This is a genomic window from Polynucleobacter sp. Adler-ghost (genome assembly GCF_018688495.1).
In the GTDB taxonomy this organism is placed as follows: Bacteria; Pseudomonadota; Gammaproteobacteria; order Burkholderiales; family Burkholderiaceae; genus Polynucleobacter.
In genome coordinates this window covers 1374562-1400467 of sequence record NZ_CP061320.1, presented here as the reverse complement: position 1 = coordinate 1400467, position 25906 = coordinate 1374562, and the positions used below count along the sequence as shown (strand labels likewise).

The 25906-nt window shown below is 45.3% G+C and carries 25 protein-coding genes; 21 read left to right on the top strand and 4 right to left on the bottom strand.

The window, feature by feature from the left end:
• Positions 1–15: 15 nt before the first annotated feature.
• Together ICV89_RS07315 and smpB are read right to left on the bottom strand one after the other, a co-directional pair.
• Complete coding sequence (locus ICV89_RS07315; protein ID WP_215307804.1) at positions 16–1428, bottom strand: circularly permuted type 2 ATP-grasp protein; 1413 nt, start codon at positions 1426–1428, stop codon at positions 16–18.
• An 85-nt stretch (positions 1429–1513) separates the two neighbouring features.
• Positions 1514–1966 carry an SsrA-binding protein SmpB gene (gene smpB / locus ICV89_RS07310; RefSeq protein ID WP_015421400.1) on the bottom strand — a complete coding sequence of 151 codons (453 nt, stop codon included), beginning with the start codon at positions 1964–1966 and terminating at the stop codon, positions 1514–1516.
• A 26-nt stretch (positions 1967–1992) separates the two neighbouring features.
• Here smpB and ICV89_RS07305 point away from each other — a divergent pair, with 26 nt between their 5' ends.
• The 15 genes from ICV89_RS07305 (at position 1993) to ICV89_RS07235 (ending at position 15558) form a co-directional block, all read left to right on the top strand.
• Positions 1993–2424 carry a type II toxin-antitoxin system RatA family toxin gene (locus ICV89_RS07305; RefSeq protein ID WP_215307802.1) on the top strand — a complete coding sequence of 144 codons (432 nt, stop codon included), beginning with the start codon at positions 1993–1995 and terminating at the stop codon, positions 2422–2424.
• Positions 2417–2767, top strand: a complete 351-nt coding sequence (locus ICV89_RS07300; protein WP_215307801.1) for an RnfH family protein — start codon at positions 2417–2419, stop codon at positions 2765–2767. The genes ICV89_RS07305 and ICV89_RS07300 overlap by 8 nt, the downstream gene beginning before the upstream one ends.
• 26 nt (positions 2768–2793) lie before the next feature.
• Positions 2794–4260, top strand: coding sequence for an IMP dehydrogenase (gene guaB, locus ICV89_RS07295; RefSeq protein ID WP_215307799.1), 1467 nt, complete (start codon positions 2794–2796; stop codon positions 4258–4260).
• A 36-nt stretch (positions 4261–4296) separates the two neighbouring features.
• On the top strand, positions 4297–5904 hold the full coding sequence (guaA, locus tag ICV89_RS07290) for a glutamine-hydrolyzing GMP synthase (RefSeq protein ID WP_215307797.1): 1608 nt from the start codon (positions 4297–4299) through the stop codon (positions 5902–5904).
• A 101-nt stretch (positions 5905–6005) separates the two neighbouring features.
• Positions 6006–7607: an FMN-binding glutamate synthase family protein gene (locus tag ICV89_RS07285; RefSeq protein WP_215307795.1), complete on the top strand. Its 1602-nt coding sequence runs from the start codon at positions 6006–6008 to the stop codon at positions 7605–7607.
• Between the two features lie 25 nt (positions 7608–7632).
• Positions 7633–8457 (top strand): ferritin-like domain-containing protein, encoded by an 825-nt coding sequence (locus ICV89_RS07280; protein WP_215307793.1) that lies wholly within the window; start codon positions 7633–7635, stop codon positions 8455–8457.
• The gene (locus tag ICV89_RS07275) at positions 8454–10349 is read left to right on the top strand and encodes a radical SAM protein (protein ID WP_215307791.1); all 1896 of its coding nucleotides are present in this window, start codon (positions 8454–8456) and stop codon (positions 10347–10349) included. The genes ICV89_RS07280 and ICV89_RS07275 overlap by 4 nt, the downstream gene beginning before the upstream one ends.
• 57 nt (positions 10350–10406) lie before the next feature.
• The gene (locus tag ICV89_RS07270; RefSeq protein WP_215307789.1) at positions 10407–11105 is read left to right on the top strand and encodes a hypothetical protein; all 699 of its coding nucleotides are present in this window, start codon (positions 10407–10409) and stop codon (positions 11103–11105) included.
• Positions 11081–11809 (top strand): hypothetical protein, encoded by a 729-nt coding sequence (locus ICV89_RS07265; RefSeq protein ID WP_215307787.1) that lies wholly within the window; start codon positions 11081–11083, stop codon positions 11807–11809. The genes ICV89_RS07270 and ICV89_RS07265 overlap by 25 nt, the downstream gene beginning before the upstream one ends.
• 28 nt (positions 11810–11837) lie before the next feature.
• Positions 11838–12491: a 7-carboxy-7-deazaguanine synthase gene (gene queE, locus ICV89_RS07260; protein WP_215307785.1), complete on the top strand. Its 654-nt coding sequence runs from the start codon at positions 11838–11840 to the stop codon at positions 12489–12491.
• A 41-nt stretch (positions 12492–12532) separates the two neighbouring features.
• On the top strand, positions 12533–12997 hold the full coding sequence (gene queD / locus ICV89_RS07255) for a 6-carboxytetrahydropterin synthase QueD (RefSeq protein WP_215307783.1): 465 nt from the start codon (positions 12533–12535) through the stop codon (positions 12995–12997).
• 8 nt (positions 12998–13005) lie between these two features.
• Complete coding sequence (gene tadA / locus ICV89_RS07250; RefSeq protein WP_215307781.1) at positions 13006–13461, top strand: tRNA adenosine(34) deaminase TadA; 456 nt, start codon at positions 13006–13008, stop codon at positions 13459–13461.
• Positions 13458–14402, top strand: a complete 945-nt coding sequence (locus tag ICV89_RS07245; RefSeq protein ID WP_215307779.1) for an LD-carboxypeptidase — start codon at positions 13458–13460, stop codon at positions 14400–14402. Before tadA ends, ICV89_RS07245 begins: the two co-directional genes overlap by 4 nt.
• A gap of 10 nt (positions 14403–14412) precedes the next feature.
• Positions 14413–15054 carry a heme-binding protein gene (locus tag ICV89_RS07240; protein ID WP_251370808.1) on the top strand — a complete coding sequence of 214 codons (642 nt, stop codon included), beginning with the start codon at positions 14413–14415 and terminating at the stop codon, positions 15052–15054.
• Between the two features lie 93 nt (positions 15055–15147).
• Entirely contained in the window at positions 15148–15558 is a 411-nt protein-coding gene (locus ICV89_RS07235; RefSeq protein ID WP_215307777.1) for a BLUF domain-containing protein, read from the top strand.
• A 257-nt stretch (positions 15559–15815) separates the two neighbouring features.
• Here the strand turns inward: ICV89_RS07235 and ICV89_RS07230 are convergent, their stop codons facing one another.
• Positions 15816–17585: an ABC transporter transmembrane domain-containing protein gene (locus ICV89_RS07230; RefSeq protein WP_215307775.1), complete on the bottom strand. Its 1770-nt coding sequence runs from the start codon at positions 17583–17585 to the stop codon at positions 15816–15818.
• Positions 17586–17811: 226 nt separating this feature from the next.
• Between ICV89_RS07230 and bchI the strand changes: the two genes are divergently transcribed.
• Positions 17812–18846 carry a magnesium chelatase ATPase subunit I gene (gene bchI, locus ICV89_RS07225; protein ID WP_215307773.1) on the top strand — a complete coding sequence of 345 codons (1035 nt, stop codon included), beginning with the start codon at positions 17812–17814 and terminating at the stop codon, positions 18844–18846.
• Positions 18843–20654, top strand: coding sequence for a VWA domain-containing protein (locus tag ICV89_RS07220; RefSeq protein ID WP_215307771.1), 1812 nt, complete (start codon positions 18843–18845; stop codon positions 20652–20654). The genes bchI and ICV89_RS07220 overlap by 4 nt, the downstream gene beginning before the upstream one ends.
• A gap of 99 nt (positions 20655–20753) precedes the next feature.
• On the opposite strand, the gene ICV89_RS07215 is transcribed toward ICV89_RS07220, so the two are convergent.
• Positions 20754–21638, bottom strand: a complete 885-nt coding sequence (locus ICV89_RS07215) for an alpha/beta fold hydrolase (RefSeq protein WP_215307769.1) — start codon at positions 21636–21638, stop codon at positions 20754–20756.
• A 142-nt stretch (positions 21639–21780) separates the two neighbouring features.
• Between ICV89_RS07215 and ICV89_RS07210 the strand changes: the two genes are divergently transcribed.
• From ICV89_RS07210 to ICV89_RS07195, 4 genes are all read left to right on the top strand, one after another.
• Positions 21781–22686, top strand: coding sequence for a polyprenyl synthetase family protein (locus ICV89_RS07210; RefSeq protein ID WP_215307766.1), 906 nt, complete (start codon positions 21781–21783; stop codon positions 22684–22686).
• Between the two features lie 19 nt (positions 22687–22705).
• On the top strand, positions 22706–23869 hold the full coding sequence (locus ICV89_RS07205; protein WP_215307764.1) for a methyltransferase: 1164 nt from the start codon (positions 22706–22708) through the stop codon (positions 23867–23869).
• A gap of 80 nt (positions 23870–23949) precedes the next feature.
• Positions 23950–24900: a chlorophyll synthesis pathway protein BchC gene (bchC, locus tag ICV89_RS07200; RefSeq protein WP_215307762.1), complete on the top strand. Its 951-nt coding sequence runs from the start codon at positions 23950–23952 to the stop codon at positions 24898–24900.
• A complete protein-coding gene (locus ICV89_RS07195; RefSeq protein WP_215307760.1) occupies positions 24897–25904 on the top strand; it encodes a chlorophyllide a reductase iron protein subunit X in 1008 nt (335 codons plus the stop codon). The genes bchC and ICV89_RS07195 overlap by 4 nt, the downstream gene beginning before the upstream one ends.
• Positions 25905–25906 lie beyond the last annotated feature (2 nt).

The window sequence follows — 25906 nt, the reverse complement described above, 5'->3', positions numbered from 1 at the left end:
ATTGACTTATCCATTTTATTCTTCGAGTACCCAGGTGTCCTTAGTGCCGCCACCTTGTGATGAATTCACGACTAAAGAGCCTTCTTTGAGCGCCACTCGAGTAAGTCCGCCTGGCACCATCTTGATAGTTTTGCCCGATAAAACAAATGGGCGCAAATCAATATGGCGGGGCGCGACACCAGACTCTACGAAGGTTGGACAAGTGGATAGTGCAAGTGTTGGTTGGGCAATGTATTTATCTGGATTGGCAATCAGATGCTTTCGGAATTCTTCTATCTCTGCTTTGCTCGACGCCGGCCCCACTAACATGCCATAACCACCAGCACCATGCGTCAACTTCACAACCAACTTATCTAAATTCGCTAAGGTGTAAGCAAGGTCATCTGGCTTGCGGCATTGGAAAGTCGGCACGTTATTGAGAATCGGTTTCTCACCCAAATAGAACTCAATCATGTCGGGTACATAAGGATAGATGGATTTGTCATCAGCAATACCAGTGCCAATGGCATTTGCCAAGGTCACATTGCCCGCGCGATGTGCAGAAAGTAGTCCTGCAACACCTAAAGTCGAGTCGGACCTAAATGCCAGGGGGTCCAAGAAGTCATCATCAACGCGGCGGTAAATAACGTCTACCCGCTCAGGGCCTTGGGTAGTGCGCATAAAGACTTGCTCATTCTTCACAAACAAGTCCTTGCCCTCAACCAATTCAACACCCATCTGCTGGGCTAGGTAGCTGTGCTCAAAATAGGCAGAGTTGTACATGCCCGGAGTGAGCACTACGACGTTAGGCTTTTTGACATCATCAGGTTTTACTGACTTTAAACATTCCAATAAAAAATCGGGATAGTGCTCAACAGGTGCAACACGATATTGTTGAAATAGGTCGGGGAAGAGTCGCATCATCATTTTGCGATCTTCAACCATATAAGAGACGCCGGACGGAACACGCAAGTTATCTTCCAAGACGTAGAACTCGCCCTCTCCAGCCCGCACGATATCAATTCCGGCGATCTGGGCATAAATATCCCGTGGCACATTCACGTTGCGCATCTCTGGTCGGTATTGCGCGTTGTTATAAATTTGCTCAGCGGGAATAATGCCTGCTTTAATAATGTCTTCTTCGTGATAGACGTCGTAGATAAAGCGATTGAGTGCTTTAACCCGTTGACGTAAGCCAGCCTCTAGCTGCGCCCATTCTTTGGCAGTAAAGATACGGGGAACTTGATCAAAGGGAATGGTCCTCTCAGATCCAAGATCATCTCCATAGACTGCAAAGGTAATGCCAACACGTCGGAAGATGAGGTCAGCTTCGGCGCGCTTAAGACCCATGAGGGTATCGCTTTGTTGCTTGAGCCAATGGTGGAAAACTTGGTAATGGGGGCGCGCTTTTCCGCTGGCGTCGAGCATTTCATCAAAAGGCAATTTCATACTTACAAACTAATGCCTTTAGATTGGCCTCGTGTAGAGGGATGGGGCAGCTTGGTGCTTCAATGCACTTTATTGGTGCAAGAAATTAGGCGTTGAGGTCGCCTCGAGCAATTCGACCCTTTTGGACTTCCCATTCACGCTCTTTGGTGGCAGCGCGTTTGTCATGCTGCTTCTTGCCGCGGGCCAATCCAATCTCACACTTCACATTCCCTTTGGAGAAATGCAGGTTCAATGGAACAAGGGTATAGCCTTTTTGCTCCACTTTGCCGATGAGTTTTTTAATCTCAATTGCATTGAGGAGGAGTTTGCGGGTTCGGGTGCTATCTGGAACTATATGAGTGGAAGCTGATAGCAGGGGGGTGATATGGCAACCGATCAGGAACAGCTCCGCCCGACGGATGACAACATACGCTTCTTTGATGTGCACGCGACCGGCGCGGATAGCTTTTACTTCCCAGCCTTCCAGAACCAGCCCTGCCTCAAACCGTTCCTCGATAAAATAATCGAAGAAGGCTTTTTTGTTATCGACGATACTCATATTTATTTAGCTTCTCAAGATCGATTATGGCAGACGTCAACAAGACCGTTTTAATTGGCCAATCCGCGGACCGCATGTATGGTTTGGTAACTGATGTTGCCCGCTACCCAGAGTTCTTGCCCTGGTGCGGTGGCGTAGAAATTTTTGAGCAATCCGAGACTATTTTGGACGCCAAAATCAATATCCACTTCAAGGGTATTAATCAGTATTTTCATACTCGCAATAGCAATCGTCGCCCTGAAAGTATTGATATGGTCTTTGTGGATGGCCCATTCAAGCATTTTTCTGGGCAGTGGAACTTCATTCCCCTCAAGGAAGATGCCTGCAAGGTGGAATTTAAACTTCACTGGGAGTTCAAGAGCGTCATCCTAGATAAGATCATTGGCCCGGTCTTCGGACATATTGCAGGCACCTTTGTGGATTGCTTCGTCAAACGAGCTGAAGACCTCTATGGCTAGTCAGTCTATTGAGATTCTGATTTGCGATGCCCGCTTAGGTGAGCCTCGTTTAAACCCTTTCACACTGCACTTATTGCCTTCCGAGGCTCCTACTGTAGGGCTTGCCCTTTTGAGAGCCGGAATTGCTCAAGGCCCAAATGATCCCATCTTGGCAAGAAAAGGCTGTTTTGGCGTCTTTGGCAAGCGTAAGGATTGGGACAGCCCTATTTATGAGGGTGATCGCCTAGAGCTATATTCTGCGCTCCTAGTTGACCCTAAGGCTGTCCGTCGCAAGAAGGCCAATCAGAATCAAGATGCCAAATTCCAGGCTGCCGCAGCTAAAAGAAAGGCTAGGAGGCTATAATCGGTTTTTGCGACTAGGGGTTTTGCATGCGACTCATTCAAAAAGCACTCACTTTTGACGATGTGCTCCTCGTACCGGCTTATTCATCGGTACTCCCTCGAGATGCCAGCTTGGCAAGTAAGTTAACTCGAGAAATTTCACTCAATACACCGTTGGTGTCTGCCGCAATGGATACCGTCACTGAAGGCCGCTTGGCAATTGCCATGGCTAGCGAAGGTGGTATTGGCATTGTCCATAAAAATCTCAAGCCTGCTGAACAGGCTAGGGAAGTGGCTAAGGTGAAGCGTTACGAATCCGGTATTTTGCGTGATCCTATTACGGTGGATCCAAATGCCACTCTACGCCAAGTTATTCAACTCTCTCGTGAGCATGGTTTCTCCGGATTCCCAGTGCTGACGGGCAAAGAAGTAGTGGGCATTATTACCAACCGCGATTTGCGTTTTGAAGAAGACTTAGATGCGCCAGTGAAATCCAAGATGACTCCCCGTGAGCGCTTAATCACAGTCAAAGAAGGTTGCTCTCTAGAGGAGGCGAAGCGCTTGATGAGTCAGCATCGTTTAGAGCGCGTACTGGTAGTTAACGACAAGTTTGAATTACGTGGTCTGATTACCGTTAAAGATATCTTGAAGGCGACTGAGCATCCAAATGCCTGTAAAGATAGCGAAGGTAAATTGCGCGTTGGCGCTGCAGTCGGTGTTGGTCCTGATAATGATGAGCGTATTGAGCTCTTAGTTCGTGCGGGCGTCGATGTGATTGTGGTGGATACCGCACACGGACATAGCCAAGGCGTTCTAGATCGCGTGAAGTGGGTTAAGAAAAATTACCCTCACGTACAAGTGATTGGTGGAAACATTGCCACGGGTGATGCTGCTAAAGCATTGGCTGACCACGGCGCTGATGGCGTGAAGGTCGGCATTGGTCCTGGCTCTATTTGCACTACCCGGATTGTTGCAGGTGTTGGTGTGCCTCAGATTAGCGCCATCGTCAATGTGGCTGCTGCCCTCAAAGGTACAGGCATTCCTCTCATTGCTGATGGTGGTGTGCGTTACTCAGGTGACGTTGCAAAAGCCTTGGCTGCTGGAGCAAGCTCAGTCATGATGGGTGGTATGTTTGCTGGTACTGAAGAAGCTCCTGGCGAAGTGTTTCTCTATCAAGGTCGTTCATACAAAAGCTATCGCGGCATGGGCTCTTTGGGCGCGATGGCGGATGGCTCTGCAGATCGTTATTTCCAAAGCGATATCAGTGCTGCGAATGCGGAGAAGCTAGTACCGGAAGGTATTGAAGGGCAAGTACCTTACAAAGGTAGCGTCCTTGCCATCTTGCATCAACTGACTGGTGGTATTCGTTCTTCAATGGGCTATCTTGGATGCAAGACCATTGATGAGCTTCACGAGAAAGCGAATTTTGTGGAGATCACTTCAGCGGGTGTTCGTGAGTCACATGTTCATGATGTGAAGATCACCAAGGAAGCGCCGAATTACCATATTGATTAAGAAGTAACAGCAGCTTGAATTTAAGGTAATCCTTTCGTGCACGACAAAATACTGATTCTCGACTTTGGTTCACAAGTTACCCAATTGATTGCCCGACGTGTGCGTGATGCGCGCGTCTATTCTGAGATTCATCCCTACGATTGCGATCCAGAATTTATTCGTAAGTTCATTCAAGAGCAGGGTGGTAAAGGCATCATTCTTTCAGGTGGGCCAAGCTCTGTAACAGAAGACGGTAGTCCTCGTGCACCCCAAATCGTTTTTGAATTAGGCGTTCCCGTTCTAGGTATTTGCTACGGCATGCAAACCATGGCAACCCAATTGGGTGGCGCCGTGGCTTCTGCTGAGTCTTTGGGTAAGGCCCGTGAGTTTGGTTATTCAGAAGTACGTGCTCATGGCCATACCAATTTATTAAAAGGTATCCAGGACTTTTCTACTAGTGACGGCCACGGCATTCTGAAGGTATGGATGAGTCATGGTGACTCTGTAACAACAATGCCACCATCTTTTAAACTCATGGCTTCAACTGACTCCTGCCCTATTGCTGGTATGGCTGATGAAGAGCGTCGTTTTTATGCTTTCCAATTCCATCCTGAAGTAACGCATACATTGCAAGGCGAAGCCATCTTAAGTCGCTTTGTGCATGAGATTTGCCAATGCAAACCAGATTGGGTCATGGGCGACTACATTAGTGAAGCGGTTGAGCATATTCGTAAGCAAGTTGGTGATGAAGAAGTGATTCTCGGTTTATCCGGGGGCGTTGACTCTAGTGTGGCAGCAGCTTTAATACATCGCGCCATTGGTGAGCAACTCACTTGTGTGTTTGTTGATCATGGCCTACTTCGTTTGAACGAAGGCGATATGGTGATGGAAATGTTTGCTCGAAACCTTGGCGTTAAGGTAATTCGAGTGGACGCCAAACAAAAGTTTATGTCTGAACTCGCAGGTGTTGCAGATCCTGAGGCCAAGCGCAAGATCATCGGTAAAGAATTCGTAGAGATTTTCCAAACTGAGTCTGGCAAGATTAAAAATGCCAAGTGGCTTGCTCAAGGAACGATTTACCCAGACGTGATTGAGTCTGCTGGTAAGGGTAAGAAGGGCGCGCATACGATTAAGAGCCACCATAATGTGGGTGGTTTGCCTGAAGATATGCACCTCAAGTTACTTGAGCCATTACGTGAATTGTTTAAAGATGAGGTGCGTGAACTTGGTGTTGCATTAGCTTTGCCTCGCGAGATGGTATATCGCCATCCATTCCCAGGACCTGGTCTTGGTGTGCGTATCTTAGGTGAAGTGAAAGCAGAATTCGCCAGCCTCTTGCAACGTGCTGACGCTATTTTCATTGAAGAGCTGCGTAATACGATTGATGAAGCGAGTCAAAAATCTTGGTATGACCTCACCAGCCAAGCCTTTGCCGTCTTCTTGCCTGTGAAATCAGTGGGTGTCATGGGTGACGGCAGAACCTATGAATACGTTGTTGCGCTTAGAGCAGTCCAAACACAAGACTTCATGACTGCGCACTGGGCTCACTTGCCTCATGATCTACTTGGTAAAGTATCCAATCGCATCATCAATGAAGTGCGCGGCATTAATCGTGTGGTCTACGATATCAGTGGAAAACCGCCGGCAACTATTGAGTGGGAATAGAATCGCAATCAAGTTATCGCTTCTGTACTTCTTGCTGTAGATTTAAATAGGCATCTATTTTTCAATACTGGTTATCAAAATCTTGGGCAGGAGGTCTACAAATGCATTATTCAAGATATTTTTTTTGGCTCTCAACCGGCATACTTGCTCCCCTTTCTTTTTCATATAGCCCATATTTAGCTATATTTTTCTTGGTATTATTTTTGATTGGTCTAAAAGATTCAATTCAAAAGCATCATTCAGTATTGCGAAATTACCCTTTGATAGGACATTTTCGATTCTTACTTGAATATATCCGCCCCGAAATACGCCAATATTTCTTAGAAGATGATGAGGAAAAAATTCCTTTTTCCAGAAATCAAAGGGCCATGGTTTATAGCCGCTCCAAAAAGGATAACGATAAGCGGGGATTTGGTTCAATCAAGTCAATGTATGGTTCTGAAGGTGAATGGTTAGGACACTCAAATTCCCCATGCCATCCTGACCCAAGTCAGTTTCGTATTCAAGTTGGTGGCCCAAGTTGTCTTCAGCCGTACTCTTTGTCCATATTTAATATTTCTGCGATGAGTTTTGGGTCACTTTCACCAAATGCAATTCGCGCACTTAATAGAGGTGCAAAGCTTGGTGGATTTGCTCACGATACTGGTGAAGGCTCAATCTCTTCATATCATCGCGAGTTCGGTGGCGATATTATTTGGGAAATTGGATCTGGATATTTTGGCTGTCGTACTGCAGATGGTCGATTTTCGGAGGAAAAATTTGCTGCTCAAGTAGTTGATCCGCAAATCAAGATGGTAGAAATTAAGCTATCACAGGGCGCTAAGCCTGGTCATGGCGGGGTCCTGCCTGGCGCTAAAGTCACTGCTGAAATTGCTGCTACTAGAGGCGTACCCATCGGTGAGGATTGCATCTCTCCAGCCCATCATGCTGAATTTTCATCTCCATTGGAGCTCATGAAATTTATTGCGCGCTTACGTAAGTTGAGTGGTGGGAAGCCTGTTGGCTTCAAATTATGTGTAGGCCAGCCCTGGGAGTTCTTTGGTATTGCTAAGGCGATGCTAGAGACAGGCATTAGTCCTGACTTCATAGTGGTCGATGGCAGCGAGGGTGGTACTGGTGCCGCCCCTGTTGAATTTACAGATCATGTGGGGATGCCGCTTCGTGATGGCCTTAGATTGGTACATAACACCTTAGTCGGAATTAATAAACGCAAGGAGATTGCGATCGGGGCCTCGGGAAAAATTATTTCTGGCTATGACATCATTCGAGCCATTGCATTGGGGGCCGATTGGTGCAATTCTGCAAGAGGATTTATGTTCGCATTAGGCTGCATTCAGTCACGAACATGTCATACGGACAAGTGCCCTACAGGTGTTGCAACTCAGGACTTGGGTCGTCAAAGAGCATTGGTAGTTCCTGATAAGGCTGAGCGAGTATTTGCATTCCATCAGAACACTGTTGCATCTTTGGCGGATTTAATTGGCTCTGCAGGTCTCATGCATCCTAATCAAATTACGCCTGATTATCTATTATGCAGAGATGGTTCAGGCAAGATAACCTCATTGGCATCTCAGCTACCAACCCTAACAGCTGGAGCGCTATTGCCAGGTGCTGATGCTTCTTCGCAAAAAGATGTACCTCAAGAGTACGTTCAGTACTGGGATAGGGCTCAAACTAGTAGATTTGGCTTAGCTCTTCAATAGGCCTTGTTAAGTCCGACCCATACCCATGCTTGAGTTACGAGAAACCGCCTTAGCAATACTGGCAAATACTGACCCGCAATCTAAAGTTGCCCAGCTATTTGGCTTGTTCAATGATCACTTGACTCAGCGTGTTGCGATTAATCTTTCTGTTAACTTCGATAGTCAGAATCTGCATCTGCCTGGTCGTCCCAATAAGCCAGATTTAATAGCGCCGAAGTTTGTTCCTAAAAGAAAAATGGATACAGTTGAGGGTAGAGCCATTCTTTGGCACTCTCTGGCACACATTGAATTTAATGCCATGAATCTCGCTCTAGATGCGATTTGGCGTTTTCCAAATATGCCTAAGACCTACTACGAGGACTGGTTAAAGGTAGCTAAGGAAGAGTCATATCACTTCAGTTTGATCAATGCCCATTTACAGTCTTTTGGATTTGGCTATGGTGATTTTCCAGCCCATAATAGTCTGTGGGAGATGGTAGAGAGAACTTCAGATTCAGTTATTGCTCGTATGGCATTAGTTCCCAGAACCATGGAGGCAAGAGGTCTTGATGCAGTTCCAGAGATTCGGGATCGGTTTAAGCAAATTCAAGATGAACGTGCTGTTGAGATTTTGGAAATTATTCTTCATGATGAAATCAGCCATGTGCTCGTTGGCAATCGCTGGTTTAACTTCTTGTGCGCTAATGAGAATTTATCTCCGATTACGACTTATCGAGAATTGGCCGATAAATACCGTGCACCCACTTTGAGGGGGCCGTTTAATTTTGAAGCGCGTGAGCAGGCTGGCTTTACTGCAGAAGAATTAGAGTTGCTGGAATCCCTTGGTGATAAGCGGACGCAAGCAGCATGAAAATTCTGAGCCTCATTCCGCCAATGACGCAGCTCAATACGCCGTATCCATCAACTGCTTATCTCACGGGATTTTTACGTTCACGTGGTTTTGAGGCGGCTCAAGAAGATTTAGCTTTGGCCTTGGTTCTTGGTTTCTTTACTCCCCAGGGCTTACTAGAGATTAAAGGCCAAGCCTTGATGCTCTCTGAAGAAAATCGTAGTGCCAGTGTTAACTTCTTTCTGGATTATTTTGCAGATTACCAAAGCACCATTGCTATAGCTATTGCATTTTTGCAAGGAAGAGATAGTACGCTTGCCCACCGCATTAATAGTCGTACTTTGTTACCTGAAGGCCCACGCTTTGCATCCTTAGATTCTTATGAGGAAGAAGAGGGTGGGGATTCATTGGCATGGGCCTTTGGTGCGCTAGGTTCCCAGGATCGAGCACGTCATTTGGCTACTCTTTATCTCAACGATTTATCTGACGTTCTACGTGATGCGGTGGACGAGCGCTTTGAATTTGTTCGCTATGCGGAATCCTTGGCAGGTAGTCAGCCTACTTTTACACCGCTGGCAGATGCCTTGACGGCAAGCCCCACATTAATGGATTTGCATTTACAGGATCTAACAAAGTCCTCCATAGAAAAACATCAGCCAACTTTAGTGCTATTGTCGGTACCGTTTCCTGGGGCAATGTATGCTGCACTACGTATTGCTCAAACCATCAAACAACATCACCCCAGCATCCAAATTGGTCTTGGGGGCGGCTATGTGAATACCGAGTTACGTGAGCTCACCGATTCACGCCTATTTGATTTTGTCGACTACATCACTTTAGATTCTGGTGAGCGACCTTTGCTTGCATTGCTAGAACATTTAAATGGCAAGCGCTCTGCGGAAAGATTGGTTCGTACCTTTATCCGAACTACTGGTAATGAAGTGCGTTACATCAACTGGCAAGAGCCTGATATACCTTTTGAAGAGGTAGGCACTGCCACGTGGGATGGTCTGCCTCTCAATTCTTATTTATCCTTGTTGGATATGCTCAACCCCATGCATCGCCTCTGGAGTGATGGGCGCTGGAATAAGCTCACTGTTGCACATGGCTGCTATTGGAAAAAATGCAGCTTTTGTGATGTCAGTCTAGATTACATTTCTCGTTATGAAACTGCTTCAGCCAGTTTATTGGTAGATCGTATCGAAGCGATTGTTGCGGAGACTGGTCAAACAGGATTTCATTTTGTAGATGAAGCTGCGCCACCGAAGATCTTAAAAGCACTTGCTGAAGAATTAATTCGGCGCAAGGTGGTAATTTCTTGGTGGGGTAATATTCGTTTCGAAAAAACCTTTACTCCAGAGCTGTCTGAATTATTAGCTCAGAGCGGTTGTATCGCGATGTCTGGCGGCTTGGAAGTGGCTTCTGACAGACTTCTTGATCTGATGAAAAAAGGCGTTTCTGTGGAGCAGGTGGCCCAGGTGACAAAAGGATTTTCAGACGCGGGTATCTTGGTGCACGCTTATTTGATGTATGGTTTCCCAACGCAAACTGTTCAAGAAACTGTTGACTCTCTTGAGTATGTTCGTCAGCTTTTCGAGAATGGCTGTATTCAGAGTGGCTTTTTTCATCGATTTACTTGTACGGCCCATTCCCCAGTAGGTGTTGATCCGGCAGCCTATGGCATCAAACTCATCCCATTACCGCCCATTAGTTTTGCGAAAAATGATGTTGCCTTTATCGACCCCACAGGTGTAGATCACGATCATCTTGGTATTGGCCTCAAAAAGGCGATATACAACTTTATGCATGGCGTAGGCTTTGAGGAAGAAACCCATCGGTGGTTTGATATGCCTGATATCCCAAAGACCTCGGTGGGGCGCAATAAAATAGCAAAAGCTTTGAAGCATGTATAAACTTTATTTTCTGCATTACTTCTGTAGTTGTTAAGTCTAATTATTTTGGGTAAGAATATGAATTTATCTCGCCGATCTTTCATCGTATCAGCCGCTCTAGCTCCTGTAGCTTGTGGAAGCCTGTCTTATGAGCATGGGATTCCAGTTGCTCAACCAAAACCACTGCCCGTTGTGCGTCCTCCGCAAGTGGGGCAGGAGTGGACCTATATTAAGAAAAATATTTTTGATGGCAAAACGCTAGATGTCATTACTGAGCGTGTTGCTAATATTGGCTCAACTATTGTGATTGACCGGTCTACGGCTGATGGCGCTCGCTTACCCAGTGAAATCCAAACATCATGGGGAATGGTTACTACCGATACGCAGTGGTCACGTTTACTCAACTTCAGTCCTTCCTTGCCGCTTTGGCCTGAGCAACTATCCCCTACCTGGGCTAAGCAGTTCAATACTAAATACAGCATTGCTGGCTATTCAGACTTAAGAATGAATTGGCAAGAATATATGTCCGTTCAGGGCTGGGAAAAAATTACTGTTCCTGCCGGAGAGTTTGTGGCACTACGTTTTCAGACCCTGATTAGTTATGAGAGTGAAGATCCAAACAAGGTTGATTGCATCCGTAAGGAAACGGTTTGGTTTGCTCCCCAGATTGGCCGCTGGGTTGCGCGTGAGGCATCTGGTTCTTATCAAATTCAAGGGCAGATTGGTCCAGTGATTTTAGAGGGTAGTTATCAATGGCAATTAAGCTCTTACAAATAAGTGTCGTACGTAGATTAGTTGTGCTGCTGTCACCAGCATTGCTGGTGGCATGTATTGCGTCTCAGCCCTATCCAGTTTCAACACCCTTACCGCAACCGATCAACCCTCCTCAGGTGAGGTCGCCACAAGTTGGTCAGCAGTGGGTCTATAACGTACGCAATGTGTTTAACCAAGAGCTAGTGGATATCGTTACCGAGAAAGTGGTTTCGGTTGGACCTCAGGTTCGGATTGAGCGCAGTGGACTGAAGGCTGGGCCGCTCCCGGATGAGATCCAGCAACCTTGGGGCTACATTGTTCAAGATCCCCATTGGAATCCTCCTCAACGGTTTTTACAGCCCATCCCTTTGTGGCCTGAGCAACTGGCTCCAGGATGGTCTGGGTTTTATCGTAATCGTTATCAGGTGCTTGCTTATCCAGACAATGATTACTACTGGGGCTTGAATATAAGTGCAGTAGGGTGGGAGGGTGTCAGCACTCCTGCAGGGCAATTTCCGGTCTTGAAGTATCAAAGTGAGGCGCCTTATTTCACTAGCAATGACTTCTCACGAGTGGCTAATTATCGCCAAGAAGACGTCTGGCTTTCGCCAGAAATCGGTCGCTGGGTCATTAGACGAAGCTCTGGACAATACTTATGGGGTGGCATGTCGTGGGCGGGTGCCCTTTGGGAAGATTACTTAGAGTGGGAGCTTGTGTCCTGGAAGTAAGCAAAGCGCTTAAAATCGAGGCATAGCTATGTATACCGTAAAAGAACTCTTTCCAACCCTTCAGGGTGAGGGCGCCCACGCTGGTCGTGCGGCTGTATTTTGCCGATTTTCTGGCTGCAATCTGTGGAGCGGTCGCGAAGAAGATCGTGCTACTGCGGTTTGCCAATTTTGCGATACCGACTTTGTTGGAAGTGATGGCGCTGGTGGCGGAAAGTTTGAAACTGCCTCTCTATTGGCTGATACCATTGAAGAAGTATGGAGCAGTACTTCTGCAGGACCACAGCAACGCTACGTCGTCTTTACGGGTGGCGAGCCTCTACTGCAACTAGATGCTGCCTTGATCGATGCTTTGCATACCAAGGGCTTTGCCATTGCCATTGAGACGAATGGAACAATCAAGGTGCCTAAGGGGGTTGATTGGGTATGTGTCAGTCCTAAAGCCGGTTCTGAACTAATTGTGTTGCAGGCTGATGAAATGAAGTTGGTAATACCTCAAGCTGGACACACTTCTATTGAAACCTTATTAGCTCGGTTTGAGAAGATGGATTATCGCAACCGTTTCTTGCAAGCGATGGATGGTCCACATCTCCAAGAAAACCTCGCATTGGCAGTTCGCCTCTGTCAGAAGCGCCCCTTGTGGCGTTTGAGTGTTCAAACCCATAAGATCATTGGTATCCGATAAGAGTCGGATCAAGTAATTTTTAAGTACTTAGAAAACATAACATGACTGCAAAGCAAGAAGCTATTTCCATCACCCGTCGACTTGAGTTTGATTCAGGTCATCGCATTCCGAATCACGATGGACAGTGTCGTCACCTGCATGGTCATCGCTATGCAATTGAAGTCACGCTAACAGGGGTGATTGCAGATCATCCTGGTAAAGCGGATGATGGCATGGTCTTGGACTTTGGGGATATCAAGCGCCTTACCAATCAATATGTAGTAGAGCCTTGGGATCATGCGTTTCTGGTAGCTAAAGAAGATGCCGGATTAGTAAATTATTTAAATTCCATTCCTAACCACAAGACGGTGGTGATGGAACATGTCCCCACAGTTGAGAACTTAGCCAGCGCAGCCTTTAGAGTATTGCAGCCAGTTTTTGAAAAAGCCTTTGATGGCCGTCTTAAGCTAGCATCTATTCGTCTTTATGAAACCCCCAATTGTTGGGCTGATGTTTCTCACTCATAAAAAGTAATATGCAAGCAGAGCTTGATCGTCAATTTATGCAGCAAGCTTTGGATCAAGCTAAGCTCGCTGCGGCAGCTGGTGAGGTACCTGTAGGTGCTGTATTAGTTCGAGATGGTCAAGTAATCTCAACAGGCTTTAATCGGCCGATTAGTAGTAGCGATCCTAGCGCCCACGCCGAGATGATGACATTGCGTGCCGCAGCTCAAATTGAATCAAACTATCGTCTGCCTGGCACAACTCTTTATGTCACGCTAGAACCCTGCACCATGTGTGCTGGAGCGATGCTGCATGCCAGGGTTGAGCGCGTGGTATTTGGTGCTGCGGATCCTAAAACTGGTGCTGCAGGCAGTGTGCTTAATGTATTCTCGGAAAAGCGGATTAATCACCAGACCCAGGTTGAAGGTGGCATCATGAACGAAGAGTGCGGGCAAATACTGCGCAATTTTTTTAAGGAGCGGCGTTGAAGTCAATTCATTTAATTGCCCCTTCTGGAGCAAGCCTTGATGTACGCAGCCCATTAGCTGGAATCGAGTGGCTTCAGAAGCAGGGTATTGAAGTTCTCAATTCCACCTGTGTAAGCCGAGTCGAACAACGTTTTGCTGGATCGGATGCTGAGCGTTTAGCTGAAATCAATCAAATCGCCACACTTTCTCCAGATAGTGTCGTTGTAGCTATGCGCGGCGGCTATGGATTGCATCGCCTCCTCCCAGGGATTGAGTGGAGTGCGATTAGTAAAGCTATTAAGAGTGGCATACAAATTTGTGGACACAGTGATTTCACAGTTTTTCAGTTGGGCTTGTTGGCTCAAACTGGCTCAATTACTTTGGCCGGTCCCATGCTCAATTTTGATTTTGCTTGTCAAGGCGAGCAGGGTGATGGCGTTACACCGAATGCATTTATGTGGGCGCATTTTCAGAAAGCAATTACAGAGCGTAAATTGGATTGCACTATCCGGGCTGCGCAACCCTTCTTAAGAAATCCTGCCTCAGGCCAAGCATCCGGAATGCTATGGGGTGGAAATTTAACCGTGTTGGCAGGTTTAGTTGGCACGCCTTACTTGCCAAATCAGCAGCAAACTCAAGGTGGGATTTTATTTCTAGAGGATGTGAATGAACATCCTTATCGAATTGAGCGGATGTTGATGCAATTATTGGATGCAGGCATATTAGCCAATCAAAGTGCCATTCTCTTGGGTGGATTCTCGGCCTATCGTCTTTATGATAATGATCGTGGCTATGAGCTAGAAACTGCCATTGAGGCGATTAATCAGCGTCTTCCAAAAAATATTCCGGTATTAACCGGCTTACCGTTTGGGCATCAAGCCGAGAAGCTTACTTTGCCAGTAGGTGCGCAAGCCCACATTCAATATGATGCATCGGGGTTTACTATTCACTCAGCTTGGTAAGTAATTAATCATGAACATTTCCATCTCCCGACTCTTAGTATTCCTGACCAGCATATTGATTGCGAGTACTGTAATGGCCACTGAAGAACCTCGATTTTCTATTATTGAAAAATCAGAACCTTTTGAACTTCGTTCTTATGCTCCTCAGTTGATTGCCGAGGTCAAAGTGGAGGGTGATTTAGATACAGCCTCCAGTCAAGGATTTCGTCTGATAGCAGCTTTCATTTTTGGTCAGAACCAAGTTAGTGAAAAAATATCCATGACTGCTCCAGTAGCGATTGAAACAGCACAAAGCACTAAGATTGCGATGACCGTGCCAGTAGGTATTGAGGCTAGCAAGGATTCTGCGAAAGGTGTGAGTCAATGGGTATTCTCATTTGTAATGCCCTCTGAGTACACTATGGCGACACTACCCAAGCCATTAAATCCATTGGTGAGTATTCGGGAGTTACCCGCACAAAGACGCGCGGCAATTACCTTTTCTGGTTTTTATAATGAAGCGAAAGTCCTTGAAAAAACAAATGCATTGGAAGCTTGGATCAAAAGTAAGCAATGGCAGTCAATTGGCAACCCACAATTTGCCCGGTATAACCCTCCTTGGTCTATACCCTTCATGCGCCGTAATGAAATCCTGATCACAGTTCGGGATTAATCGAAGGCAGCAATGGAGATGTAAATCTTTCGGGCACCTACTTTAGGGTATATGCCTACAGAAACTATCATTATTCCTCCATAGTATGGAGTGATGTCAAAACTCATGGAATTAACCTATGTCAGTGAGCCCGCTCAGGGAATGTCCTTTTTAGGTCTCATGCGGCTTCTCTATCACTCCTATTTAAGAAATCTCAGATTAGAAATTACTGGCGCACTCATTTACGAAAATAATCAATTTGGTCAGGTGATTGAGGGTCCCGAGGATGTGATTCATGCATTATGGGAAAAAATACAAAAAGATGATCGCCATAAAAATATTCGATTGATAGAGAAGAAAAGTATTGACGCTAGAAACTTTGAAAAGTGGACCATGGTGTTTCAAGGCGATAAAGAATTATTCAAGGGCTTACCTGAGGTGAGTGCTGCCATAGATGAGGTTAATTTTCCAGTTGGGCACCCTCTGCTATTGGCCTTACGCGGCGAAGGTAAGAAGCTGAATTAGTGAGCAGTTTTTCAGAGATGTGATCTAGGCGCCTGCGTCATTCAGCTAAATGCATTAATATGCATTAACTAATAGAACCTGTGGGCATAAGAATGAATCAAAAACGCATCAGCTTGATACGCGATAAATCAAGAAATATTTACCTTACAGGCATCTTGATATTTACAGGCATTTTCTCAACGATCGCTGCTTGCGTTTGGTTTGTATCTAAACTCAATTTCTGAGCGTAAAGAGTAGCCCTCTATCGGGCTCTGATATTACAAATCCGTAAATTGTAATTTTGCTAGCTGTGAGTACAGTCCTGATTGGGCTATCAAACTTGCATGGTTGCCAGTCTCAATAATTCGACCATGTTCCATCACAATAATTCGATCTGCCTGTTTAACGGTAGAGAGTCTATGCGCAATCACAATAGTAGTTCTTCCTTTCATGGCAATTTCAAGAGCTTGTTGGACAAGCCTCTCTGATTCTGCATCTAAGGAACTCGTTGCTTCATCTAAAAGTAGTAATGGAGGATTTTTAAGTAGCGCTCTGGCTATGGCTATACGCTGTTTTTGCCCTCCCGATAATCTGACCCCTCGATCTCCCAAAAAGGACTCATAGCGCTCTGGAAGCCTGGAAATGAATTCATCAACAGCGGCTTGCACAGCTGCCTCATGTACTTCATCATCAGTCGCATCTTCTTTACCATAGCGAATATTTTCAAGTGCATTTTCAGAAAATATACTGATGTCCTGTGGCACAACACCAATTAATCTTCTCAAATCCGCTAACTTAAATTCTTTAATATCAACATGATCAAATTTGATGCAACCCGATTGGGGATCATAGAAGCGTTGTATTAATTTAAAGAGGGTTGTTTTTCCAGACCCTGAAGGGCCCACTAGAGCAATTTTCTCACCCGCCTTAATTGACAGATTGATATCAGAGAGCACGAGATTGGGGTTTGATGAATAAGCAAAGCTGAGGTTCTCGATCTGAACATGAATGGCTTTATCTGCACTCTGAGTCCTGATATGGGGTGTTAATGGGTTCACCACCTTGGACTGAGAGTTCAAAAGCTCTAGCAGTCGCTCTCCCGCCCCCATCGCCCTTTGAGTATCTCCGAGAACTTCAGATAGTGCCGCTATAGCACCGGCGACAATGACCGCATAAAGAAAAAACTGAGTGAGTTGACCGCCAGATATCTCCTGATTGCTGACGGCATAGGCGCCCAGCCATAGCACTAAGATAATGCTAGTAAATCCTAAAAGGATGGCAACAAAAGTCAGTTTTCCACGTGCAGCACTACGATTTTTTGACGCTAAAAATGATTTTTCAATTGATTCATTGAAGACTTTAATTTCTTTTTCTTCATTTGCAAAAGATTGCACCGTAAAGATTGCATTAATCTTTTCTCCAGCGATTGCGGACGTCAGGGCGATTTTGTCTTGAGAGTTTCTAGAAAGTTGTCTAACTTTCTTTCCCATCAAAACGATGGGAATGACCGTAAGTAAGAGAGTTAATAAAATCAGTAGGGATAGCTCAATACTGGTAATGAACATCATCGCCATGCCGCCAAGCAACAGAAATAGATTTCTTAATGCCATTGAAATGCTGGTACCTAGCAAGATTTGAATGATGGTGGTGTCATTATTGATTCGTGACAGGATTTCACCACTTTGCTGGGTTTCAAAAAACTCAGGACTTTGAGAAATGATATGGGAGTAGACTTTTTTTCGGATATCACAAGTGATTCTTTCTCCGAGCCATGAGACGATGTAATAGCGCAGAGAGCTAGCAAATGCCAAGACGACTGCCGCCCCAAATAAATTAATAAAAGTGCGGTTTATTTGGGTTTGGCTTGCCTCACTAAAGCCTTGGTCAATGATGGTTCTAAAGCACAGCGGAATGACTAGAGTTGCCCCAGCGGCAAGAATTAAGCTAATTGCTGCTAATAAAAGCTGTCTTTTATAGGGTTTTATAAATGGTAAAAGCGTTTTTAAGGCTTTTAGCTTATTGCTAGCTGGCATTTCGTTTTCAGGCATTGAGAGTTCTTTTATTGATGCATTGTGCTGGGTGCACTTTAGGGTATCGGTAATGGGGAGGATAAGTCCCTAGAAATGAGGCTTTCAGTTGCAGGAATAGGCTAAGCGCGTTTATTTCTGATGCTAACTATATGAAAACCCTCAAATATTGAGAGGTTCCGCACACTTTTAGTTACACTAATCTAAGTAAAATTAAAACTCAATACTAAACTGCCCTGGAATAACGATGGCCCTTAATTTTCCGTTCACAGCAATAGTCTCACAAGCTGAAATGAAGCTTGCCATCATACTCTGTACGATCGACCCTTCAATTGGTGGAGTACTTATTTTTGGAGATCGCGGTACAGGAAAATCTACTACCATTCGCTCCTTAGCTTCCTTGCTCCCGGAAATGAAGTCGGTTGCTGCTTGCCACTATCACTGTGATCCAGACTCCACTAATCTTTGTACAGACTGCTTGGCTAAAAAAGCAAGCGGGCAAAAGCTCACATCACAGCTAATTCCCGTACCCGTAGTTGATCTCCCCTTGGGGGCAACTGAAGATAGAGTAGTTGGCGCCTTAGATATTGAAAAAGCGCTGACACAAGGAATCAAGTCATTTGAGCCGGGTCTGCTGGCTAAAGCAAACCGTGGCTATCTTTATATTGATGAAGTCAACTTGCTCGAGGACCACTTGGTGGATCTACTCATTGATGTTGCTGCCTCTGGAGAAAATATTATTGAGCGCGAGGGCTTGAGTATTCGGCACCCAGCACGATTTGTTTTGATTGGAAGTGGTAACCCTGAAGAGGGCGAACTTCGCCCCCAGATGCTAGATCGTTTTGGATTATCAATTGAAGTGCGAACCCCTGCAGACTTTAAAGAGCGGGTATCGATTATTAAAAAACGTGATGAGTTTGAGCGTGATCCCGCACAATTTATTGCTCAATGCCAAGCAGAAGAGTTAGAGCTTAAGAAAAAAATTAGTAAGTCCAAAAAAATGCTGGATAAAGTTGAGGTTGATGACAGCCTTCTGGAGCTAGCAACCAAGCTTTGCGCACACTTGGGTACAGATGGCTTAAGAGGTGAGCTGACTGTGTTGAGGGCGGTAAGGGCACTTGCCGCATTCGAGGGCAAGAAAAAAGCAAACTTAGAGCACTTAAAGAAAATTGCTCCTATTGCACTAGGCCATCGTCTACGCCGTAATCCACTAGATGACAGCAGCTCTAATGTGCGCATTGAACGTGCAATGCAAGAATTCTTTGCCGATACATCGAAGTGAATTCAGATCAAGTAGCGTGGTTTGATGCAAATATAGTTGCTGCACTAGTAGCGATTAATCCTCGGGGGCTTAAGGGTATCTGCCTCAAGGGTCAGTTTGGTCCGGTGAGAGAGGCATGGCTTAGTTATTTCTCAGATCTCTGTGCCCCGACAGCTCGCTTAATCAAGGCGCCTGCCAACCTAGTGGCAGAGCAATTAATGGGCTCCTTAGATATTGAAGCTACTCTCAATCAAGGTTCCTTAGCACTTAGTCAAGGACTTTTAGAGAAGGCTCAAGGCAACTTCTTATTGTTATCAATGGCTGAGCGCATGGATACTCAGGTGCTAGCGTTAATCTCGCAAGCATTGGATAGCGGCAATTTGCAGGGTTCTGAATTTGGAGTAATCGCCCTAGATGAATCAGAAGCTGCGGGCGATAGGTTTAGCCCTAGGATGATGGATAGACTTGCTTTTGAAGTCTATCTCGATCAATTTTCTCTCGCTGACATGAAACAAAATTTAGCGATTCATGCGGATGACATTCAGAGCGCCAAAACATTATTACCCCGAGTAGTTTGTAGTATTGATTTCATCGAGGTATTGACTAAATCAGCCCTCAAGATTGGTATTGGCTCTTTTAGGGCCAACCAATTTGCAGTGGAGACTGCTAAGACATTGGCAGCATTGCGCGGTTTACAGGAGGTTGGCCAAGATGAGGTCGTTGATGCAGCGCGCTTGGTCTATACCTTTTCCAAAATACTACATGCACCACCAGAGGCAGAGCAGCCAAATCAAGATGATGGAGAAAACCCCAAAGATGAAGAGAGTCATTCTCAGAATCCAGAAAGTAATCGTCCTGAAGAGGATGTAGACAACAATCAAGAGCTTGAAGATCAGCAATCCAATCCCCAGCCACCATCTCAGGAAGAGCTGGAAGATATCGTAGTTGCTGCGGCTAAGGCATCTGTCCCCAAGGATTTCCTGGCTCAGTCTAAACAAGGCGCTCGTTCGACTAATGCAGCATCGCATATTTCTGGAAAATCTGGCGAGTCTCAAAATAGCTTTATCAGTGGGAGACCAATGAGTTCACGCAAGGGTCAACCAGGAGGTGGCCGGCGCTTGGATGTATTAAAGAGCATTCGAGCTGCGATTCCTTGGCAGCGTTTGCGCGAGAGACAGGTCAGCTCACAGCAATATAGTTCCGGAAAAAATAAAATCGATTTTCGGTCTGAAGATTTACATATAAAACAGTATCTAAAAAGACGGGGAACGGTCACCATTTTTTTAGTCGATGCATCAGGATCTTCTGCGACACAGCGCCTAGCTGAGGCAAAAGGGGCCTTGGAGCAGCTCCTGGCGCAATGCTATATTCGTCGTGATGAAGTGGCCATGCTGTCGATGAGAGGCTCTAAAGCGGAGTTAATTCTGCCGCCGACTCGATCACTTGTGAGGGCAAAAAGAAACCTGGCGACACTCCCAGGCGGTGGAGGCACCCCTCTGGCAGCGGGCTTTAGAGCGGCAAATGAAATGGCTATAGTGCTGAAGAGAAAAGGCTTAACCCCCATCATTGTCATCCTGAGTGACGGCAAAGCAAACGTGAATCTCAAGGGAGTGGGCGGTAGATCTGAGGCTCACAGTGATGCCCTGTTAGCGGCTAAAGAGCTGAGATTAAAAAATCACTGCGTTTTGTTTGTTGATACCTCGCCTCAGCCTGAAGTCTTGGCGCAAGAGCTTTCTGACATGATGGCTGCACAATATTTAGCTCTACCCTATAACGGCTCGGGCAAGATGATCTCGCATGCAGCTATACAGCTTGCGAGTGTTCAATAAGGTTTCTTTTGAGAAAGCTTACTCAAGACTTTCTTGCCTTTAAGGTAAGCATTCATAAAAAGTCCTAGTCCTATTGCAGCACCTAGGCATAGTCCAACATTAGTCAGCGTGAACATCCTTTACCTCTTCTTCTGTTAGTGCGCCCATAATTAATTCAAGCGCTTGTTTTTCTGATTCCTCATGAAATAAATGCCCACCCTTTTTCTCTAGGATATGAGGATTGATAAAGTCTTTTCTAATCACCTCACAGAGTTGCTTCATCGGAATCCACCCATCATCCTCTGTGACGATAAATGTCAATCTAGAGTTAATTTTCTTGCACTGATTGAGTAGGCTCGGGATATCCGCCCCAGCCATGAAGCTCATGGAACCATTGAGGTGATCTGCACTTTTGAAGAGTGTTTTATAGCGCTCTCTTTTTTCAGGCGGAAGGACTGATTTGGTCGAATCCAATAGGCTATCAATCATCTTTGTCTTTGGTAGAAAGTCGGATAACACGGCCGTAAAAAATGATGAGGTCACAATGGGATTGAGAAACGGAGCTATGAACTTGTTGTAAAAATTGGGCAAGCTAATAAGCGAGGGATTTAGTCCAATAATTGTCTTTGGCTGTTTATTTTTTAGTGCGTAACTTAAGGCCAGCGTTGCTCCAGCAGAGTGCCCAACAATGCTGTCGAAATAATCAATCTTTAAAGCCTTCCTCAGGTCTGTAAGCCTGTCAGCCAATTGATCCAGGCTAAGTGTTTTATTGCCTAAGTTTTTTGTAAAGCCATGACCTGGCAGGTCCACTGCAATCACGGTGTAATGCATTGATAGCTCTGTGAAGATTTGTCCCCAAGTATGTGTTGATGATCCAGTGCCGTGAAGCAAGAGCAGATGACTTGGTGAATTTCCTACAATTTGCACATGCCAAAATAAATCCCCAACCTGAACTTCCTGGCTATAGGCGCTATTGGGCCAATCTTTTGGAACTCTTTTCATCATCCTCAGCAACTTACATTTAAAAATTAAGGGTTTACCCGAATAAATTGGTTTGACAGCCATCCAAATAGTGTCTATATTTTTTTACATATTAAATCGTATTCTTATTTTGACAAAGTAATTTATTCCTTTTAGGGGCAAGAACATGTCACCAATCAAGCATTTGGATAGAGCCTTAGAGCAAGCCTTGAAATCACATGAGTCAGTAAAAGGCCCAGCTTTACTGAGTAAAGCCATTAGACATGCAGTGTTTCCTGGAGGTGCGCGCATTAGACCGCAACTTACCTTGGCAGTAGCTCATGCTTGCGGTAACGATGATCCACAACTATCAATGGCAAGTGCAATTGCCATTGAGATGATTCACTGCGGATCTCTGGTGCATGATGATTTACCCTGCTTTGACGATGCGGAAATGCGTCGAGGTCAAACCTCGGTTCACAAAGAGTTTGGAGAGCGACTAGCGGTGCTTGCAGGTGATGCTCTGATTGTGATGGCATACCAAACAGTTGCTGCTGCTTCGAGAAGATCAGCGCAACGCCTAGCCCCAATTATTAAAACAATTTCTGAGGGAGTAGGAGCGCCTTTCGGAATTATTGCTGGCCAATCCTGGGAGTGTGAATCGCAAGCAGTTCTCAGTGACTACCAAAGATCAAAAACAGGAGCACTGTTTGCCGCAGCAACAGCTAGCGGCGCACAAGCTGCTGGTGCTGATGCACAAACCTGGATGGGCTTGGGGGAATGGCTAGGTGAGGCCTATCAAATCGCCGACGATATTCGTGATGTTTTGGGGGATGCTCAGTTTCTTGGTAAGCCAGCAGGACAAGATGAAGAGCACCATCGTCCAAGTTCTGCAAAAGAATTGGGACTCAATGGCGCTGTTGAACACTTTGACTCTCTCGTTGGAAAAGCAATACTTTCGATCCCAAGTTGTGCGGGTGATGTAGCACTTAAAAAACTGGTAGCATTTGAGGCGGAGAGACTACTCCCTTCATCCTGGTTCGAGCGTGGCGAGAGACAAATTGCGATAGCAACCCAAAGACAACTTGCCTAAACTCGAATCGTTTATCAATATGTCCTTACTAGAATCATCTGCGGTCAATACAGGCTTTGGGGAGTATAGCCTTTGGGACAAACTCTGTATCTATCGAGATAAGCTCATTGCAAATAGTCGTTTTCAAAATGCAGTTTCAAAAATCCCTTTTATCAATCGAATTGCAAAAAAAAGAGCCAATCAACTGTTTGATTTAATGGCCGGATTTGTCTACACACAAATACTGCTTGCTTGCGTTCGAATCAATCTATTTAACCTCTTAAAAAATGGCCCATTAGAAATTGGGCAGATAAAAAATAATTGCAGTCTTGAGTTGAGTGCGCTACAGAAGTTACTTGATGGCGCAGTATCTATTGATCTAATAGAGCTGCGCTCTCACCAAAGATATGGCTTGGGTACACTTGGCGCCCCCATGGTTGGTAACACCGCATTGTCTGCCATGATCGAGCATCACACTGTACTTTATGAAGATCTTAAAGATCCTTTGTTATTGCTATCAGGTGGAATTAAAAATAAAAATCTAGAAAAATTTTGGCCTTATGTTTCTGAAGATGAAAAGGAACAAGAATCCTTATTAAATAAAGAGCGGGTAAAAAATTATTCAGATTTGATGTCTGCATCACTCCCACTAGTCGCCGACCAAGTAGTTGATGCATACGATTTTTCTAGGCACAAATGTCTTCTGGATGTTGGCGGTGGTCAAGGAACTTTTTTAAAACGAGTGCATCTGAATGCGCCTCACTTGCAGAGAAAACTATTTGACCTTCCAGGCGTAGCGGAGCTTGCACAAGATGGTTTTTTGAAAGACCAAAAACAAAAAGATATTCAAGTATTCGGTGGTGATTTTTTTAAGGATCCACTGCCTCATGGAGCCGATTTGATTACATTGATTCGGGTGATCTTTGATCATGATGATGCGCGAGTCAAAATTCTTTTACGTTCAATTTTTGAAGCACTCCCACCCAATGGAAAGCTATTGATTGCTGAGCCGATGGCTGATACTCCGGGGCATCCTGCAATGGGACGCGCTTATTTTGGTTTTTATCTACTTGCTATGGGTCGCGGCAAACCCAGGAGTATTTCTGAGATTTCGGCCCTGGCAATCGGTTCAGGCTTCAAAAAAGTGGAAGTTCTTCCCTCCAATATGCCGATTAACGCCCAAGTTTTGCTAATTAGCCCTTAATTAAGGGTAAATACTGATGTTCATATCCTATAATGTGTATAAATTAGTTTACATACAGCAAAGTAAATAAAAATATACAAATGCCAAGTCAACTTCATTCAACAGCAGTCTTACTCGAGTCTCCAGGCGAGCTTCGGTTGAAGCGTCTTTTGCTTGATGAGCCAAGGGATGAGGACGTAGTTGTTCAGATTGAGTGGAGCGGAATCAGTACTGGCACAGAAAAATTACTCTGGAATGGAACCATGCCTGATTTCCCTGGCATGGGCTATCCATTAGTGCCTGGATACGAATCTGTTGGCCGCATTACTAAAGTTGGTAAAAAATCCAAATTTAGCTTGAACCAACGGGTGTTCGTGCCTGGCGCTAAATGCTTTGGTGATGTGAAGGGATTATTTGGCGGTGCCTCTTCTCATGTTGTGGTGCCAAGCGATCGAATTATTGCCCTCCCAGAAACGATTGGTGAGGAGGGCGTATTGCTGGCTCTAGCAGCAACTGCATATCACGTGACTCAGGGTAAGAAGGCTTTGCAACCAGACTTAATTGTTGGGCATGGCGTACTGGGCCGCTTGATCGCCAGAATTGCGGTCATGCTAGGTGGCCACCCCGTTGTTTGGGAAATTAATTCAGATCGCATGGGTAAGGCTGATGGTTATACCGTCGTTCATCCTAGTGAAGATCAAGAGAGTAAATATAAAAACATTTGCGATGCTAGCGGCCAGGTGGACGTCTTAAATTCACTGGTTGGACAACTGTTGCCAGGCGGAGAAATTACCTTGGCTGGTTTTTATAACAAAGATATTCAATTTAACTTTCCGCAGGCTTTCATGAAAGAGGCGAGATTTCGAATTGCCGCTCAGTGGGCGCCTCAGGATCTAGCCGATGTTAAACAAATGATCTCAAGCGGACACCTCAATCTGCGAGGATTAATTACGCATCACAGAACCCCAAGCTCAATTGGTGAGGCTTATCACACCGCATTTGAGGATCCAAACTGTCTCAAAATGATTGTTGACTGGAGAGAAGCATCATGAATGCGCCAAGCGTCCCAAAAGAAATTACGATTCAATTCGCAGCATTAAAGAAAGAGGCTGCTATCGAGCCTGATCAGGTTCATACCGGCGAGATCAAAAAAGAAACTCAAATCATTGCCATTTATGGCAAGGGTGGTATCGGTAAAAGTTTTACCTTAGCCAACCTGTCTTACATGATGGCACAGCAAGGTAAAAAAGTACTGCTGATTGGTTGTGATCCTAAAAGCGATACGACATCATTACTCTTTGGTGGTAAGGCATGCCCAACTATCATCGAAACATCCTCAAAGAAAAAATTAGCCGGCGAAGAAGTCAAAATCGGTGACGTCTGCTTTAAGCGCGATGGCGTGTACGCCATGGAGCTTGGTGGACCTGAGGTTGGCAGAGGCTGCGGTGGACGCGGAATCATTCATGGCTTTGAAACCTTAGAAAAGCTTGGCTTTCATGACTGGGGCTTTGACTATGTATTGCTTGATTTCTTGGGTGACGTAGTTTGCGGTGGCTTTGGTCTTCCAATTGCTCGCGATATGTGCCAAAAGGTCATTGTGGTGGCAAGTAACGATTTGCAGTCTCTCTATGTAGCAAACAATGTTTGCTCTGCAGTGGAGTATTTCAGGAAGTTGGGCGGCAATGTAGGTGTCGCAGGTATGGTTATCAACCGTGATGATGGCACTGGTGAAGCCACCGCCTTCGCTGAACAAGTTGGAATTCCTATCCTTTCTGTTATTCCTGCAAACGACGATATTAGAAGAAAGAGTGCTAGTTACGAAATCATCGGTCGACCAGATTCACAATGGGGCCCACTCTTTGAAGAGTTAGCTAGCAATGTTGCAGAGGCGCCACCTGTAAGACCAAAACCAATGGCTCCAGATGATTTGCTAGGACTATTTTCTGCAAGCCAAGTCGGTAGAGATGTCGTACTAGAGCCCGCAACTATTTTTGACATGGTTGGCAAAAATGAAGTGATTAAGCCAACTCTCGAAGTCATTTATGACAAAGCATAGAG